Genomic DNA, 15,483 nt, shown 5'->3' with positions numbered 1-15,483 from the left:
AGCCGCAAGGCAAAGCGAGGCGGATCAAAGCGTTAACTGCCGTCTGCGGCGAGAAACCAGCACCAGCCGGATAATGTGATTATTTTGCGGCTTTCGGCTTCAGGTTGTAGACGTGCTCCGGGCCCGGGAAGGCACGGGAACGCACCTCGTCCGCGTAATCCTGGATCGCCTTTTCGATGCCGGGGCCGAGATCGCCATAGCGCTTGACGAACTTCGGCGCCCACGGCGAGAGGCCCAGCATGTCCTCCAGCACTAGCACCTGACCATCGCAGGCGACACTCGCGCCGATGCCGATAGTTGGGGCGGCCACCGCCTCGGTGATCTTGCGCCCGAGCGGCTCGGCCACGGCTTCCACCACGATCGAGAACGCGCCCGCCTCCGACACCGCCTTGGCGTCCTCGAGGATCATCGCGGAATCCGCCTCGTCGCGCCCGCGCGCACGGAACGAACCCAGCGTGTTGATCGATTGCGGCGTCAGTCCCACGTGACCCATCACCGGCACACCGCGGTTGACCAGAAACGCGATGGTCTCCGCCATGCGCTGGCCGCCCTCGACCTTGATCGCGCCGCAGCCGGTTTCCTTCAGCACGCGCGCGGCGGAATGGAACGCCTGCTCTTTTGAGGCCTCATAGGAGCCGAACGGCATATCGACTACGACGAGCGCCTGCTTCGAGCCGCGCATCACCGCATGCCCCTGCAGGATCATCATCTCCAGCGTCACCGGCACCGTCGTCTCGAAACCGTGCATCACATTGCCGAGTGAATCGCCGACCAGAATGATGTCGCAATATTTGTCGACCAGCGCGGCGGTGTGCGCGTGATACGAGGTCAGCATCACGATCGGTTCGCCGCTCTTGCGTGCGAAGATTTCAGGCGCAGTCTTGCGCCTCGCTGCATTCTGAATGGACATGCTTAAACTCCGACGACAGGAACGCCGATCACCAGCGGATGGAAGGAGAATGCGAGAGCGAGATAGGCAACAACGCCAACCCCAATCGCGATGAGATCGTTGCCGACACCGCCGACCGGAATCGGCGGCGCACCGGCATCGGCGCGGTGCTTCAGCGAGATGCGATCATAGACCGCCCAGGCGAGCACCGAGCCAAACAGGATGATCGAGCCGAGGTCGCCGTTTGCGAGCAGATGCGCAACCGCCCACAGTTTCACGCCGGCCAGCATCGGATGCTTCAGCCTGGTGTAGATGCGGCCGCGGATGTAGGCCGCCACGACCAGAATGACCGCGGGCAGCATCAGCGCGAGCACGAGATGGCGCATCCCCTTCGGCGGATACCAGATGTCGATCCACTCGGTCGCGCGATAGACGCTGTAGCCCTTCACCACGAGGGCAAGGCCCACGAGCGCGATGACGCTGTAGAGGATCTTGTAGCCACCTTCGCCCAGCCTGGCGATCAGCGACGCACGCAGCGCACGGCGCGTCGTCACGACATGGACGCCGAGAAAAAGCGCAAGGCCCAGAATCAGAAGCGCAAAACCCATGAGGGCACCACCCATCAGATCGATGGCGTCGGGTAGCATTTTTATGGTGCAGCGCGCAATGCACCTGACGGCGGCGCCTTCGGCTTGAGCCTTACCTCTCCCGTGGGGAGGGGTCGGAGACGGAGCGAAGCGAACGTCTCCGGGTGAGGGTGTACGGTGCTTATGAGAGGTCGGGAGCCCCCTCACCCGCTCACCATAGCGCGTCGAAGACGCGCGTAAACGCGCTTATGGTTCGCGACCTCTCCCCAAAGGGGAGAGGTAAAGAAAGAACGACGTGATCGCGTCAAAACACGAAACGCCCTCACTCGCCCTTGCCCGCCTTCTTCACGTCCTTGACGTTCGTGAAGGTAATCCCGGGAGAGCGCTCGCGCGTGTAGCCGAGATAGAATTCATTCTTCGCGAGGTAGACGAGATCGCCGTCGACATCTTCCGCGATACCGGAGCCGTTGGCGTTGACGAACGTATCGAACGTCTTGCGATCATCCGCCGAGAACCAGCGCGCGAGTTGAAACTCGCTGATCTCGAAATCGACCGGCAGCGCGTACTCCGCCTCAAGCCGCGCCTTCAGCACGTCGAGCTGCAATTGGCCAACGACGCCGACCATCGCGGGCGAGCCGTCGCGCGGGCGGAACACCTGCACGACGCCCTCTTCCGACATCTGCTGCAGCGCCTCTTTCAGCTTCTTCGCCTTCATCGCGTCGCCAAGCCGCACGCGGCGCAGGATTTCCGGCGCGAAGCTTGGCACGCCGACGAACTGAATGTCTTCGCCTTCGGTCAGCGTATCACCGATCCGCAGCGTGCCATGGTTCGGAATGCCGACCACATCGCCTGCGAACGCTTCGTCGGCGATGGCGCGGTCCTGCGCGAAGAAGAACTGCGGCGCCGACAGCGTCATGTTCTTTCCTGTGCGCACCAGCTTCGCTTTCATGCCGCGCGTGAGCTTGCCCGAGCATAGCCGCGCAAACGCGATGCGGTCGCGATGGTTGGGGTCCATGTTCGCCTGAATCTTGAAGACGAAGGCACTCATCTTCGGCTCAGCGGCTTCGACCTTGCGCGCAGCACTATCCTGCGCGCGCGGCGCCGGTGCATAGCGCCCGAGCCCTTCGAGCAAATCGCCGACGCCGAAATTGCGCAGCGCCGAGCCGAAGAACACCGGCGTCAGATGACCCTCGCGGAACGATTCAAGGTCGAACGGCTTGCAGGCCTCCGACACAAGTTCGAGTTCTTCGCTGACGGCAGCAGCATCGAGATTGGGATTGCGGCTCGCGAGATCGGCAATCGCGATCTGCTCCGCCTCTCCGGTCTTGGCGCCGCCGCCTTCGAGCAGGCGCACGCCGCCGGTCGCGATATCGTAAGTGCCGAGGAAGTCGCGGCCGCGCCCCACCGGCCATGTCATCGGCGTGGTGTCGAGCGCGAGCGTCTTCTCGATCTCATCCATCAGGTCGAACGGATCGCGGCTCTCGCGATCCATCTTGTTGATGAAGGTGACGATCGGGATATCGCGCAGGCGGCACACCTCGAACAGTTTCCGGGTGCGATCCTCGATGCCCTTGGCGGCGTCGATCACCATCACGGCGGAATCGACCGCCGTCAGCGTGCGATAAGTGTCTTCCGAGAAGTCTTCGTGGCCGGGCGTGTCGAGCAGATTGAAGACGAGATCGTTGAACTCGAAGGTCATCACCGAGGTGACGACGGAGATGCCGCGGTCGCGCTCGATCTTCATCCAGTCCGAGCGGGTCGAACGCCGCTCGCCCTTGGCCTTCACCTGCCCGGCGAGGTTGATCGCGCCGCCGAACAGCAGGAGCTTTTCGGTCAGCGTGGTCTTGCCCGCGTCGGGGTGGGAAATGATGGCGAACGTGCGCCGGCGCTTCACCTCATGGGCGAGCGGCGACTGGGAGGCGGATTCGGCAGCAAGAGCAGTGTCAGACATGATCGCGAGCGTGTGGCAGGGAAACGGGTCGGTTTCAAGAAAAACCGCCCGCTTTGTTCTTCCACCGGCCCCGCCCTTGCGCAAACAGGCTGCATCTTCCTAAATATCCCCCGGCGGGGACGACCCCGCCTCACGGCTCCGGGAACTCTCCCGTCCGTCAAATCCCATCATTTTTGCGGGGACGACCCTGCCACTCGAAGGAGCGCTTCATGGCGTGGGTCATCCTGTTTTTCGCCGGGCTGATGGAAATCGGCTGGGCCATCGGCCTCAAATACACCGACGGGTTCACCCGGCTGGTCCCCTCGGTGCTGACGCTCGCGGCAATGACGATCAGCGTCGTGCTGCTCGCGATTGCGCTGAAAACCCTGCCGGTCGGAACCGGCTATGCCGTGTGGACCGGGATCGGCGCGGTCGGCACCGCCATTCTCGGCATCGTGCTGTTCGGCGATCCGGCGACAGTTGCGCGCCTCGCTTGCATCGGGCTCATCGTGGCGGGGATCGTCGGGCTGAAGCTCGCGACCTGATGGCACGTCATCTACGATGCGCTCCCTCTCCCCCGTAGCTCGTCGAAGACGAGCGTGAACGCTCTTATGGGGGGGGGTTGGGGTGAGGGGCACTAAATGCCTCGATTGAATATCTAGCTCCCCTCACCCGCTCGCTGACGCTCGCGACCTCTCCCCACCGGGGAGAGGTAAAGAAAGGCAGCGCTATATTTCCATCAAAGCGTGACGCTCTGAGTGGTCGTCATTGCGAGAAGCGTCAGCAGCGAAGCAACGGCCAAACTCTAAGAGGCGTGCCCCGGACGCGGCGCGACATGCCAATGCCGCTCCGCTGAGCCGGGGCCATTCCATATGCAGCGCTCGTGACGGTCCCGGTTCTGCGACGCAACGCTACACGCCGCATCGCGCCCGGGACACCGGCCTATTCTTTACAACGACCGCTTAAAGTAATGCGCGATCTCGCCGATGATGCCGCGGCGGAAGGTCAGCACGCAGATGATGAACACCGCGCCCTGCATCACCATCACCCACTGGCCGAACGATGCGAGATACTGCTGCATCGCCACGATCACGAATGCGCCGACGATGGGGCCGAACGATGTGCCGAGGCCGCCGACCAGCGTCATCAGCACGACTTCGCCCGACATGGTCCAGTGCACGTCGGTGAGCGAGGCATTCTGCGAAACGAAAATCTTCATCGAGCCGGCGAGGCCAGCAAGCGTGCCCGAGAGGATGAAGGCCATCAGCTTGTACTGGTCGGCCTTGTAGCCGAGCGAGATCGCGCGCGGCTCGTTTTCGCGGATCGATTTCAGCACCTCGCCGAACGGCGAGTTGACGATGCGATGGATCAGCAGGAATGCGAGCAGGAACACCGTCAGCACGACATAATAAAGTGTCGTCTCGTGCGTGAGGTCGAAGATGCCGAACAGCTTGCCGAGCGGAATGCCCTGAATGCCATCCTCGCCACCCGTGAATGGCGAGCGCAGGTAGATGAAATACATGAGCTGCGCCAGCGCGAGCGTGATCATCGCGAAGTAGATGCCTTGACGGCGGATCGCGATCGCACCCGTGATGACGCTGAGCACCGCGGCGGCGAACACGCCGATCAGGATTCCGAGCGCAGGTGGCACCCCCCATGCCTTCAGCGAGTAGGCCGTGAAGTAACCCGCGGTGCCGAGGAACATCGAATGGCCGAACGACAATAGCCCGCTATAGCCGATCAGCAGGTTGAAGGCGCAGGCGAACAGCGCGAAGCAAAGCGCCTGCATCACGAAGTAAGGATAGATGCCGGTCAGCGGCACGGCCGCGAACAGCACAGCCATGACGATGAAGCCGACGATCTCGTCCGCCATCGAGCGGTCTTTGGTCGGTGTCGCGTTCTCGGTGATCGTTGCCATATCAGCTTGCCCGTCCCGTCAGACCCGTCGGCTTTACGAGGAGAACCAGAACCATCAACACGAACACCACCGTGTTGGATGCTTCCGGATAGAAATATTTGGTCAGTCCCTCGATCACGCCGAGGGAAAATCCGGTGATGATCGAGCCCATGATCGACCCCATGCCGCCGATCACCACCACCGCGAACACCACGATGATGAGGTCCGCTCCCATCAGCGGGCCGACCTGATTGATCGGCGCCGAGAGCACGCCCGCGAGCGCGGCCAGACCGACGCCAAGGCCATAGGTCAGCGTGATCATCATCGGCACGTTGATGCCGAACGCGCGAACCAGCGTCGGGTTCTCCGTCGCCGCGCGCAGGTAAGCGCCAAGCCGTGTCCGCTCGATCAGGAACCATGTCGCCAGACAGATGACCATCGACACGATAACGACCCAGCCGCGATAGATCGGCAGATACATGAAGCCCAGATTGATGCCGCCGCGCAATTCGGCCGGCATCGCATAGGGCATGCCGGAGGAGCCGAAATAGTTCTGGAAGATGCCCTGGATCACCAGCGCGAGGCCGAAGGTGAGAAGCAGCCCGTAAAGCGGATCAAGCCCCTGCAGCCAGCGCAGCAGCGTGCGCTCCAGCAGCATGCCGAATGCGCCGACGATCAGCGGCGCGAGCAACAGCGCCCACCAGTAGTTCAGCCCGCCATATTGCAGCAGGAAATACGCCGCGAACGCGCCCATCATATAGAGCGCGCCGTGGGCGAAATTGATGATGTTGAGCATGCCGAAGATCACGGCAAGGCCGAGACTTAAGAGCGCGTAGAACGAGCCGTTGATCAGTCCGACAAGAAGCTGTCCGTAAAGCGCCTGCATCGTCACACACCGAGGTATTGGTGAAGTTTTTGCATGCTGGCCTCGAGCTCGGCGCTTGCAAACGTGTCGATCACCTTGCCGTGCTCGACAACGTAGAAGCGGTCGGCAAGGCCTGCCGCAAAGCGAAAGTTCTGCTCGACGAGAAGGATGGTGAACCCTTCCGCCTTCAGCCGCGAGATGGTGCGGCCGATCTGCTGGATGATGACGGGGGCCAGACCTTCCGTCGGCTCGTCAAGCATCAGGAAGCGCGCGCCGGTGCGCAGGATGCGCGCGATCGCGAGCATCTGCTGTTCGCCGCCGGAGAGTTTGGTGCCCTGGCTGGTGAGCCGTTCCCTGATGTTCGGAAACAGATCAAAGATTCGGTCGACCGGCATGCCGCCGGAACGGATCGTCGGCGGCAGCAACAGGTTTTCCTTCACGTCGAGGCTCGCGAAGATGCCGCGCTCCTCCGGACAGAAGGCGACGCCGAGCCGCGCGATCCGGTCCGACGACATCCGGATCGTCTCCTTGCCCTCGAACATCACCGAGCCGCGGCGCTTGCCGATGATGCCCATGATCGACTTCAGCGCGGTCGACTTGCCCGCGCCGTTGCGTCCGAGCAGCGTCACCACCTCGCCCTGGCGGACGTGGAAATCCATGCCATGCAGAATGTGCGACTCGCCGTACCAGGCCTGCAGCCCCTTGACGTCGAGTACCGGTGCGCCTGCCGCCTCAACCATGCCCTGCCCCCAGATAAGCTTCGCGGACTCGCTCGTCCTGGGTCAGGGTCGCGTAGTCGCCTTCGGCGAGAATGTGGCCGCGCGTCAGCACGGTGATGGTGTCGGAGAGGTTCGACACCACGTTGAGGTTATGCTCCACCATCAGGATGGTGTGGTTGGCGGCGATGCGCTTGATGAGCGCGGCGATCTTCTCGATGTCCTCCTGCCCCATGCCGGCCATCGGCTCATCGAGCAGCATCATCTCGGGTTCGAGCGCGAGCGTGGTCGCGATCTCAAGCGCGCGCTTGCGCCCATAGGGCATCTCGGCGGCGCGGATATCGGCGAAGGCCGACAGCCCGACGTCATCGAGCAGCGCATGCGCCCGGTCGTTGAAGCGGTTGAGAACCGACTTCGACCGCCAAAAGTCGAATGACTCGCCATGCTCACGCTGCAGCGCGACACGGACATTCTCCAGCGCCGTGAGGTTCGGGAAGACGGCCGAGATCTGAAACGAACGCACCAGGCCAAGCCGCGCGATATCGGCCGGCTTGGTCGCCGTGATGTCGTTGCCGTTATAGATGATCGCGCCCTTGGTGGGCTGCAGGAACTTCGTCAGCAAATTGAAGACCGTGGTTTTGCCGGCGCCGTTCGGCCCGATCAAAGCATGGATGGAATTGCGCCTGACCCGCAAGTTCACATCGTTGACCGCCGTGAAGCCCGCGAACTCTTTCGTCAGGCCGACGGTCTCAAGAATATACTCGGACTCTGCCAATCAACTTCCCCGTCTTCGCAAATGCAGCAAACAATCGTCCGACTCGACTGCCAGACACCCCGGCACGGTTAAAATTATGAGACGAAATCCAAAGACCTCGCAACGCGACCTTTGGGGGTCGGAAATGCACCGCACAACGCCCGCGCTTGCAACTCAATTTCGGCCTTGCGTTTGAAAATATGTGGAACAAGATAGCGGAACATCCGAGTAAAATTTCGGAGGCTGAGGCATGTCGGCCAAACGAGATGTTCCACTCGATGAGTCTGCCCCCTTCCTCGGGACAACGATCGAGGTTATCCGCGCGATCCAGCAGCGCGATCTATTGAACAAATGGCTGAGCCTCTACACGCTGCATGGGCGTGCACCGCCGTTCGACGATTTCAAGATGGAATGCTGTGACGGCGAATGCGACAGCGCCGTCTATTACACCGTGGAAATAGAGAACGGCCACCCGTCCTTCATCATCGACAGCGTCGGCACACGGCTTGCCAAGGCCTATGGCGCTACCGGCGGCGGCCGCGAGCTCGGCAACTATCTCGGAGCCAAGCTCGCGCGGGTTATCCTGCCACTCTATGAGGAATGCTTCCGGCGCAAGCTTCCCGTTTACACCGTCTCGCGCGTGCAGGACCGCAAGGGCCGCGAGGTCGATTTCGAACGGCTGCTGCTTCCGTTCAGCAACGGCGAGCGCATCACCCGCGTCGTCGGCTCGTTCGAGACCATCAGCCTCGAAGGCCATTTCGATCTCGAGAAGATGATGCACGAGCGCATGCCGATCGACGTCGTGCGCGCGGTGATCGACAAGAATCTCTACTTCAAGCCACCTTCGCGGATCGCAGCGCAGGACAAGATCGAGTTCGAGTGAGTGCGGGCAGACGGCTGTTAGCGGCTCGACTTAGAGCGACACCGGAACCGCCACCACGTTCGGCGCCCAGTTTCCTCCGCGGTATCCCGGGCGCGATGCAGCGTGCAACGCTGCTTCGCAGACCCGGGATCGTCGCAGATACCGGGCTTGAAACGGCCCCGGCTCTGCGAAGCGGCATTTCATGCCGCGCCGCGTCCGGGGCAAACGGCGATTTTTAAGTTTTAAGACGGTTCAATTTACGCGGAATTGTCATTCGCGGAGATAGCCATGCCATGCGCGGGCTAACCTGAAACGCGCTAGCCTTTAGCCTTGCCGCTCGCGGCCTTCGCAAGCTCTGCCGCGTAGATCTCCGGCTTGAAGCCGACCAGAATCTTTTTGCCATTATCGAGCACCGGGCGCTTGATCATCGAAGGCTGCGCGAGCATCAGCGTGATCGCCTTGCGCTCGGTCAGGCCTTCCTTGTCGGCCTCCGGCAATTTCTTGAACGTGGTGCCGGCACGGTTGAGAACGGTTTCCCAACCCGCCGCCTTGCACCACTTTTCGAGATCGCCCTTGGCGACACCGGCCTTCTTGTAGTCGTGGAAGTCGTAGGCGATGCCGGCCTTGTCGAGCCAGACGAACGCCTTCTTCATGGTGTCACAGTTCTTGATGCCGTAGATCGTGATCGCCATCGTCCCCTCGCATTCGCATGCCGGTTCGCACTCTTGCCTCGCGCAGGCCGCGCCTTAGAAAGCGTTTTCAAGCGAAGTGGAAACCGGTTCGCGTGAAGAAAACGCGTCAAGATAATAGACGAGAGTCCCGCTTTGATTCCATCAAAGCGAAAAGGACTCTAGGCGTCCTTTTCCATGCTGACGATCACTGCCGCATTGGCGATAAATGTCGAGTCCGTGCCATTCATCACCGGCACCGCCAGCCCGCCCTTCACCGCGGTCACCGTCACCGTGCCGTAGGGCAACTCCTTGGCGACGGCGGCGATATCGACCTTCTCGGGATCGGCAGGCACCGCGACGACCACGTCCACGAACATATCATGGCGCGTCTTGCCGACGAGCTCGAAGAAGTTGAGGCTGGCGTGGCGCAGCGCATCGACCACCGCGCGCTGTGCGGCCTTGGTCGGGTCCTTGCCGTGAATATCAACGCCCATTCCCATTTCGGTCATGCAATGCACGCGCGCCATCTCGTCTCACTCCTGATCTCGGCCTCTTGCCTGAGGCCATAACCGGTCTCGGACAAGGCGACAAGACCGCCGGCGCAAGGCTGATCCTCCGGGCCCGAGGCCACGTCGGCGGCCGATGCCTCTAACCCCAACCCCGCAGTTGCGTGACCGCAGGGGTTCGATTATGCCGCCCCGATCCGCCCCTGTTCAGGGCATCCAGCCGAAGTCTTTCCCGTGCAGCGCTTCGATTTCATTGAACCTGTCGTCATGCTGGTCACGGTGCTGCAATGGCTCGTCCTTGCCACCCTCACCGGCGCCATTGTCGGCAGCGGCACCAGCCTGTTCCTGCACGGGCTGTTTTTCATGACCGGGCAAACGGAAGGCATTCCGCTCTGGTTGCAGATGTGCCTGCTCCCGGCCGGCGGACTGTTGAACGGATTGCTGCTGCACTACGGCTATCGGCTCAACACCACGGGCTTCAAGGATACGCTGTTCGCGGCCGTCCACGTTCAGGCCGGGCGGATGCCGTTCCTCACCCTGCCGATCAAGCCGATCGCCGCCATCATCACACTCGCCAGCGGCGGCTCCGCCGGCAAGGAAGGACCCTGCTCGCACATCGGCGCCTCGCTCGGCGCGGCGATCGGCCAGGTCTTTCACCTCAATAGCGAGCTTCGCCAGCGCATCGTTGCATGCGGCGTGAGCGCGGGCTTTGCCAGCGTCTTCGGCACGCCGATCGCAGGCGCAATCTATGGCGTCGAGGTGCTGGCGATCGGCCGCATCCGCCATGACTTTCTGTTTCCGGCTGTCATTGCAGGCATCGCCTCCTATCAGGTGAGCCTGTTCTGGGGCGTGCCCTATACCTACTACCCCTTCGCAGCGCCGCCTGCGTTTTCCGAAATCCTGTTTCTGAAGATCGCGCTGCTCGGCGTGGTCTGCGGGGTGATCTCGCTCATCTTTGTCGAGCTCGTGCACCGCGCCCGCGCATTGCGGGCCCACCTGCAGATGCGCTTCGACATCTGGCCGCCGCTGATGCCGCTGTTCGGCGGCATTCTGCTCGCGCTTCTGATTCTCGTGATCCCGACCGACTATCTCGGCCTCAGCCTGCCGCTGATGGATCGGGCACTCGCAGGAGAGTCGATGCCGCTTCTCGGCTTTCTCTGGAAGAGCCTTCTCGTCGCCATCACCATCGGCTCCGGATTCTACGGCGGCATCGTGACTCCGCAATTCGTGATCGGCGCCGTTGCCGGCAATGCGCTGGCATACTGGCTTGGCCTGTCGCCTTTGCTGGGTGCTGCCGCAGGGCTCGTGAGCGTCGTCGCGGCGAGTTCGAACACGCCGGTGGCGGCAATCCTGATGGGTGTCGAACTGTTCGGCGGCGCGGTCGGCACGCTCTACACGGCAGGCGCCGCGATGGCCGCCTATCTGATGATCGGGCACCGCAGCATCTATCCCGAGCAACGTCTCGCTTATTCGAAATCGTCGTGGATGCGCATCCGGCCGGACACACCTGTCCAAGGCGAAAAGGCGCGGCTCTCCTACGGCCTGCTGCGATGGTGGCGCGAGCGCCAGCAATGAGGCACGAGAGGCATCATCGGCCGCGACCCTGTGTCAGGTCAGCGGGGATGCCCTCGGCAATCCGCGCTCGACCGCCCTCGACGCTCCGGTCATAGTCGTCTATCGGCACCGCCGGGCGCCGGCATGCGGGGGGCAAGCGTTGACGTTGAAGGACATGCTGATTGCGATCGGCCGAACGGCGCTCCTGTGCGGCGGCCTCGGCCTCGCGCTCTACGCCGCGATCTCTTACGCCGCGCAGTATCCGGTCTTCGTGCCGGCAGCGGCGCTCGTGGCCGCCATCTTCGTCACCCTGCTGATATTCAGCGACATCCGCTACGCCCTGCTGAACGGCCTCATCCCGGCCAAGACCAGCAGCATCCGCAAAGACGAGCAGCCGAAGCTCTACTGGAGCTTCATCGCCTTCGACGTCGCATGCATCTGCGCCGCCCTCGCCGTGACGGTCGTGGTCTTGCTGCGGCTGGCCGATGGTGGGGGCGGTGATAATTGAGTGAGGGGTGTAGGAGCTCCCCTATTCCCACTCGATCGTCTTTTGTCAGGATATAGTGTTGAATCTTCGATACAATTTTTCTCGCCGCGCTTACTGAATCCGACGGGCGATCCGTCAAAACTTTTTGCTACTGATTTTCCAGCAGAAAATCACGTTCTTGCGTTGAACGTCGTTTCCGAATCTATCGGCAACGATCGAGCGATTATCGACGCGTCGAACACAAGAACCGACGCGCGATAGCGTGAACGCCATTCCGTAGACCGGGCAAAAAAGACCGTCAACATCAACGGCACGTGGAGCGTGACGGCCGATATGTGCAGTCGCTCCGCGCACTATCTGATCGATTTGCGAGCCACCGCTTCCAGGTCGGCGGCCGCGCTGGCAACTAGCGCCGACCACAAAAAGCAGATTTCCCTGATAAGTTGGATTATTGGGCGGATTGTTTGAGTCTCCCTTCACTTCGCGTACCGCCTCGAGGATCCGGCTTTTGGTGACACGGCCGAGATAGATGTCGGTCTCCAGCTCGCTTCGGCCATGTCCAATCTGACGGCGCGCGCGACGCGGTCCATGCGCGACTGAGAGTCGTTATTAGGCGGGAAAGTTGCACGATATGCCAGGTTGATGGCTAACCGGACGGATAGCGCAGCTTAAGGTATGGATTGTTAGCGACCTCAGACGGACAATAAACGCGTGTCTCTATAAGCCAGTCTTCTGTCGTGGCTCCTACTTGCACGGCGTGCGCGTAGGGTTGAAAGATTGACAGCTCACGAAACCAAGCGCTCTTGATATCCGCTTCCGACTTGTACCATGCGTATTCCATAGCACGCAGCCATGAACCAATTTCTGTCAACGCCTCCGTTTGCGCGGTGCTGTCGAGGCATTCCATGGCAAACCCAACAATTGCGTAATCAAGTTCAGACCGGCTTACTGCTAGCAAATGCGTATTGTTGTCGGCCGCGTCAAACCTCCATGCCAACCACCGCTTATGGGCGCGTTGCCACAACAGCCTTCTCTGGTCGGCCGAAGCGCGAGTTCGAAATGCCCGCAAACAAACCGCGACATTTCGCCGGCCCTCGTCTGCCTGGCTGACCGGGTGAGGGAACAGATGAATCGTATTGACATAGGCATCGATGGCCGTCTCTGGCGCGCTGGCCAAGGCTTCGCCGAGACATGGATGGAGCGCCGGATAGCGGACCGGATAAGTATTGAAAACCGTCATCCAGCCTCGCCAACGCATGGCATCCGGAGCGATCTTTGCGAGAAGCCGGGTGAATAAACTGGCCTCGCCAGAAAGTGACGTCGGCCGGAGACGTCGACCATTGAGCGTCACATAGGCACAAGAAAACTCGATGAAATGATTGCCGCTTGCCAAGGCGAGCAGCAGCCGATGATGAGTGTCTAGAATTTGCGCCACCATCATCGCGACGGCGACCTGCTTCACATTGACGACGGCTTTGGCGAGGCGTGCCAGGTCAGCGCGGGACAGAAAACGGACTGCCTGGGTCTGAAGTGCGGAAGGATGAATGAGGTCTTGGAAGGGGCGCCATGCATCCCCCATGTTTGCCCAGTCACACTTGCCTTCAACGGCAAGCAGCCTGTCGACGGCCTCGCGCTCCCAAATGGGTTCAGGACCAATGCCGCGCGCACCAAAGGTCATGGTGAAGTTGCTCACGAACGCCTCGAAGCGCGCAGCTAGTGCTGCATTCTGAAACACGTCTGCCGGCACGGCGCGCCACAGCGCTCCGTCTCCATCATGAGCCTGCGCCATGACCAGGATCGCAACCAGTTTTTCCTGTCGCGGATCGGCATTGGAATCCCATTGTCGCAGTTGCGCCAAAAGCCATCGCAGCAGGGACACCCAGCGGCTGCGCTCGTCCTCTTGCAAAGGGGCGCCCGCCCCTACCCGCATTGTAAACGGAAGATCGCGATGGAGTGCTGCAAAGAAAGCATTTCCGCGGTCCGACTCCTGCAGCGAAGCGAGCGGGTTGGCATCCATGGCAATCGCCGCCAGAAGCTCCGAAGGCACGGCTTCCTCGCCAAGGGCGGAGGCCTCGTTGACAAGTTCACAAATCAGATCGTTCGGCGTCACTATGGCTTCTTGAGAATAAGGTGTTGCGGTTGATTCAGTTGATCCCAGAGTTCGGCAAAGGCGTCCATCACCAGTTGTCCATCGTCCACCTTCTGAAGGATATGATGGATTGTTCCGAAGCTGTTCGCGGACGTTCCAAGCGACCAGGCCTGTGCGCCGCCGTCCTTGACCGGAAAAATCAGGAACCGGTCATGGAATGGCCAGCCTGAGGCGCCACAGCGCATTCGATATTCAAGTCGAATGCCGTGCCAGTTCGACTGAGCGTTGTTGAAAATAGCGCGTTGCGCGGCGGCAAACGCCTGATGACGCGTCAGGGTTTCCGGGGCTTCAATATCGGCATCGGGAATCTCCGCTGCGGCCGTGAGAGCGCGCAGCTCAACCCCACTATGCGGGCAATAAAAGAGCGTTTCGAGAACATCCGTTGCCGTAAGATAAGGATCCCAAAGCCAGGCACCATCTTCGCCATAGCGGGACAACAGGAAATGCAAGTCCTTCAATGCCGCTTCGTGGGCAACAGCCTTGGGTCCCGTCGGGCGATATTGCACGAAGCGGCGTTCGCGCGACAACCGCGCGGCTTCGTCGCGATAGATGCGTTGCTTTGCCCACTGGTCGGTCCTGCTTTTCTTGGGTGCCTCCACCACGATCTTGTTCGACTGGAAAAGACCAACTCTCGCGGATTGTGACGCGCCGGTCCGCCCTGGAATCTGAAACACCCGCGGTTCCGGATCGATTGCGCGCATGTTGGTGACCACCGTTTCGATAAAGGCGGTACTTCCCATGGCAGCCAGCACAACGCGGCTCTCTTCGTCCCAGAGTGCAGCGCGCAACATTCCCTGCCCGGAGGCTGTCGGAACTGTCGCGCTGTCGCCGTTGACCTCGACGGAGGCATATCCGGTGAGCGTATCGTCAAACTGCATATCGCAAGCGGCGCGGAGTTTGCGTGGCTTTGCTTTCGGATGCCAGCCAAGAGAGACGACGACATCACCGGACAATCGCTGATGCGCGAAGGTCGCCGTAAGCGCGGTAATGGGTATTTGAAAAGCAAGATTCCCAAGACGATCGGACAAGCTCGCAAGCCGGATCGGCGCGACCGTTTGAACCTGTTCAGAAAGTTCTTGTAGTGCGGGCGGGCTGTCGAAGAATAACTTTAGCTCCGCCTTGTCTGGATCTGCGAGTTCAACCACATAGGACCCGTTCCAGAAATTGTTCTTTATAACATTGTTCCACGGGACAATGACTGTCGTGTCAGCCGGCACGAACCGCGGCGGCATCGCAACCAATGGCCCGATCCTGAGCGCTTCTCCAGACGGCCGCCACACCTTGGTCCTCTGAAACGATGCCAAATCATTCAAGATTTCGGAGATCGGTCGGAGATAACGACAAACGCCAAAGGTCCAATCCCTGACCTGCTTGAGCCTGATCCGAGGCCCCAGGAATTCGGCATCGGTGCTGGCGACATTTCCTCGGTCTTCGGCCACAAAAACCGAAAACACGTTCAGCGGCGGCGCTACACGATCGCGGAAGGCAACGACTTCAGTGACCTCGAAGTGAGTGTAGAAGCCGAGCACGCCATCTTTGGTCAGCCGCTCGATTTCATCTTTGACGAATGTGAGATCATCATCGCGAGTACTCATAATCTTCTCGACTAAGCCCGG

At 61.1% G+C, this 15,483-nt stretch carries 15 protein-coding genes; 4 read left to right on the top strand and 11 right to left on the bottom strand.

All coding sequences use genetic code 11. The features are described 5' to 3' along the window. Positions 1-79 precede the first annotated feature (79 nt). The 3 genes from panB to OCA5_RS08355 all read right to left on the bottom strand — a co-directional run bounded on the left by panB (position 80) and on the right by OCA5_RS08355 (position 3,427). Positions 80-910, bottom strand: a complete 831-nt coding sequence (gene panB, locus OCA5_RS08365) for a 3-methyl-2-oxobutanoate hydroxymethyltransferase (protein WP_012563527.1) — start codon at positions 908-910, stop codon at positions 80-82. Positions 911-912: 2 nt separating this feature from the next. Beyond that, positions 913-1,497: an NnrU family protein gene (locus tag OCA5_RS08360; RefSeq protein WP_148261448.1), complete on the bottom strand. Its 585-nt coding sequence runs from the start codon at positions 1,495-1,497 to the stop codon at positions 913-915. A 301-nt stretch (positions 1,498-1,798) separates the two neighbouring features. Then, positions 1,799-3,427 (bottom strand): peptide chain release factor 3, encoded by a 1,629-nt coding sequence (locus tag OCA5_RS08355; RefSeq protein WP_013913047.1) that lies wholly within the window; start codon positions 3,425-3,427, stop codon positions 1,799-1,801. Positions 3,428-3,636: 209 nt separating this feature from the next. On the opposite strand from OCA5_RS08355, the gene sugE reads away from it, so the two are divergent. Then, complete coding sequence (gene sugE / locus OCA5_RS08350) at positions 3,637-3,951, top strand: quaternary ammonium compound efflux SMR transporter SugE (RefSeq protein ID WP_012563530.1); 315 nt, start codon at positions 3,637-3,639, stop codon at positions 3,949-3,951. A 404-nt stretch (positions 3,952-4,355) separates the two neighbouring features. On the opposite strand, the gene OCA5_RS08345 is transcribed toward sugE, so the two are convergent. Genes OCA5_RS08345 through OCA5_RS08330 form a run of 4 tightly spaced genes read right to left on the bottom strand, consistent with a single transcriptional unit; the run spans position 4,356 to position 7,659 of the window. After that, positions 4,356-5,324 (bottom strand): branched-chain amino acid ABC transporter permease, encoded by a 969-nt coding sequence (locus tag OCA5_RS08345; RefSeq protein ID WP_012563531.1) that lies wholly within the window; start codon positions 5,322-5,324, stop codon positions 4,356-4,358. A 1-nt stretch (position 5,325) separates the two neighbouring features. After that, a complete protein-coding gene (locus tag OCA5_RS08340; protein ID WP_013913046.1) occupies positions 5,326-6,189 on the bottom strand; it encodes a branched-chain amino acid ABC transporter permease in 864 nt (287 codons plus the stop codon). A 2-nt stretch (positions 6,190-6,191) separates the two neighbouring features. Continuing rightward, a complete protein-coding gene (locus tag OCA5_RS08335) occupies positions 6,192-6,908 on the bottom strand; it encodes an ABC transporter ATP-binding protein (RefSeq protein ID WP_012563533.1) in 717 nt (238 codons plus the stop codon). Beyond that, complete coding sequence (locus tag OCA5_RS08330; RefSeq protein ID WP_012563534.1) at positions 6,901-7,659, bottom strand: ABC transporter ATP-binding protein; 759 nt, start codon at positions 7,657-7,659, stop codon at positions 6,901-6,903. The genes OCA5_RS08335 and OCA5_RS08330 overlap by 8 nt, the downstream gene beginning before the upstream one ends. Positions 7,660-7,888: 229 nt before the next feature. On the opposite strand from OCA5_RS08330, the gene OCA5_RS08325 reads away from it, so the two are divergent. After that, positions 7,889-8,521: a PAS domain-containing protein gene (locus OCA5_RS08325; protein ID WP_012563536.1), complete on the top strand. Its 633-nt coding sequence runs from the start codon at positions 7,889-7,891 to the stop codon at positions 8,519-8,521. Between the two features lie 296 nt (positions 8,522-8,817). On the opposite strand, the gene OCA5_RS08320 is transcribed toward OCA5_RS08325, so the two are convergent. Beyond that, the gene (locus tag OCA5_RS08320; RefSeq protein WP_012563537.1) at positions 8,818-9,192 is read right to left on the bottom strand and encodes an arsenate reductase; all 375 of its coding nucleotides are present in this window, start codon (positions 9,190-9,192) and stop codon (positions 8,818-8,820) included. A gap of 158 nt (positions 9,193-9,350) precedes the next feature. After that, a complete protein-coding gene (locus OCA5_RS08315; RefSeq protein WP_012563538.1) occupies positions 9,351-9,698 on the bottom strand; it encodes a Lin0512 family protein in 348 nt (115 codons plus the stop codon). Between the two features lie 213 nt (positions 9,699-9,911). Between OCA5_RS08315 and OCA5_RS08310 the strand changes: the two genes are divergently transcribed. Together OCA5_RS08310 and OCA5_RS08305 are read left to right on the top strand one after the other, a co-directional pair. Continuing rightward, positions 9,912-11,252, top strand: coding sequence for a chloride channel protein (locus OCA5_RS08310; RefSeq protein ID WP_012563539.1), 1,341 nt, complete (start codon positions 9,912-9,914; stop codon positions 11,250-11,252). A 139-nt stretch (positions 11,253-11,391) separates the two neighbouring features. Continuing rightward, positions 11,392-11,739 (top strand): hypothetical protein, encoded by a 348-nt coding sequence (locus OCA5_RS08305; RefSeq protein WP_013913044.1) that lies wholly within the window; start codon positions 11,392-11,394, stop codon positions 11,737-11,739. 625 nt (positions 11,740-12,364) lie between these two features. Here OCA5_RS08305 and OCA5_RS08300 read toward each other — a convergent pair. Continuing rightward, the gene (locus OCA5_RS08300) at positions 12,365-13,828 is read right to left on the bottom strand and encodes a hypothetical protein (RefSeq protein WP_012563541.1); all 1,464 of its coding nucleotides are present in this window, start codon (positions 13,826-13,828) and stop codon (positions 12,365-12,367) included. After that, complete coding sequence (locus tag OCA5_RS08295; RefSeq protein ID WP_012563542.1) at positions 13,828-15,462, bottom strand: VPA1262 family N-terminal domain-containing protein; 1,635 nt, start codon at positions 15,460-15,462, stop codon at positions 13,828-13,830. The genes OCA5_RS08300 and OCA5_RS08295 overlap by 1 nt, the downstream gene beginning before the upstream one ends. Positions 15,463-15,483 lie beyond the last annotated feature (21 nt).

Source organism: Afipia carboxidovorans OM5 (genome assembly GCF_000218565.1).
GTDB lineage: Bacteria > Pseudomonadota > Alphaproteobacteria > Rhizobiales > Xanthobacteraceae > Afipia > Afipia carboxidovorans.
Note: the sequence above shows the minus strand (reverse complement) of the source record. Positions and strands in the feature narration are given on the sequence as shown.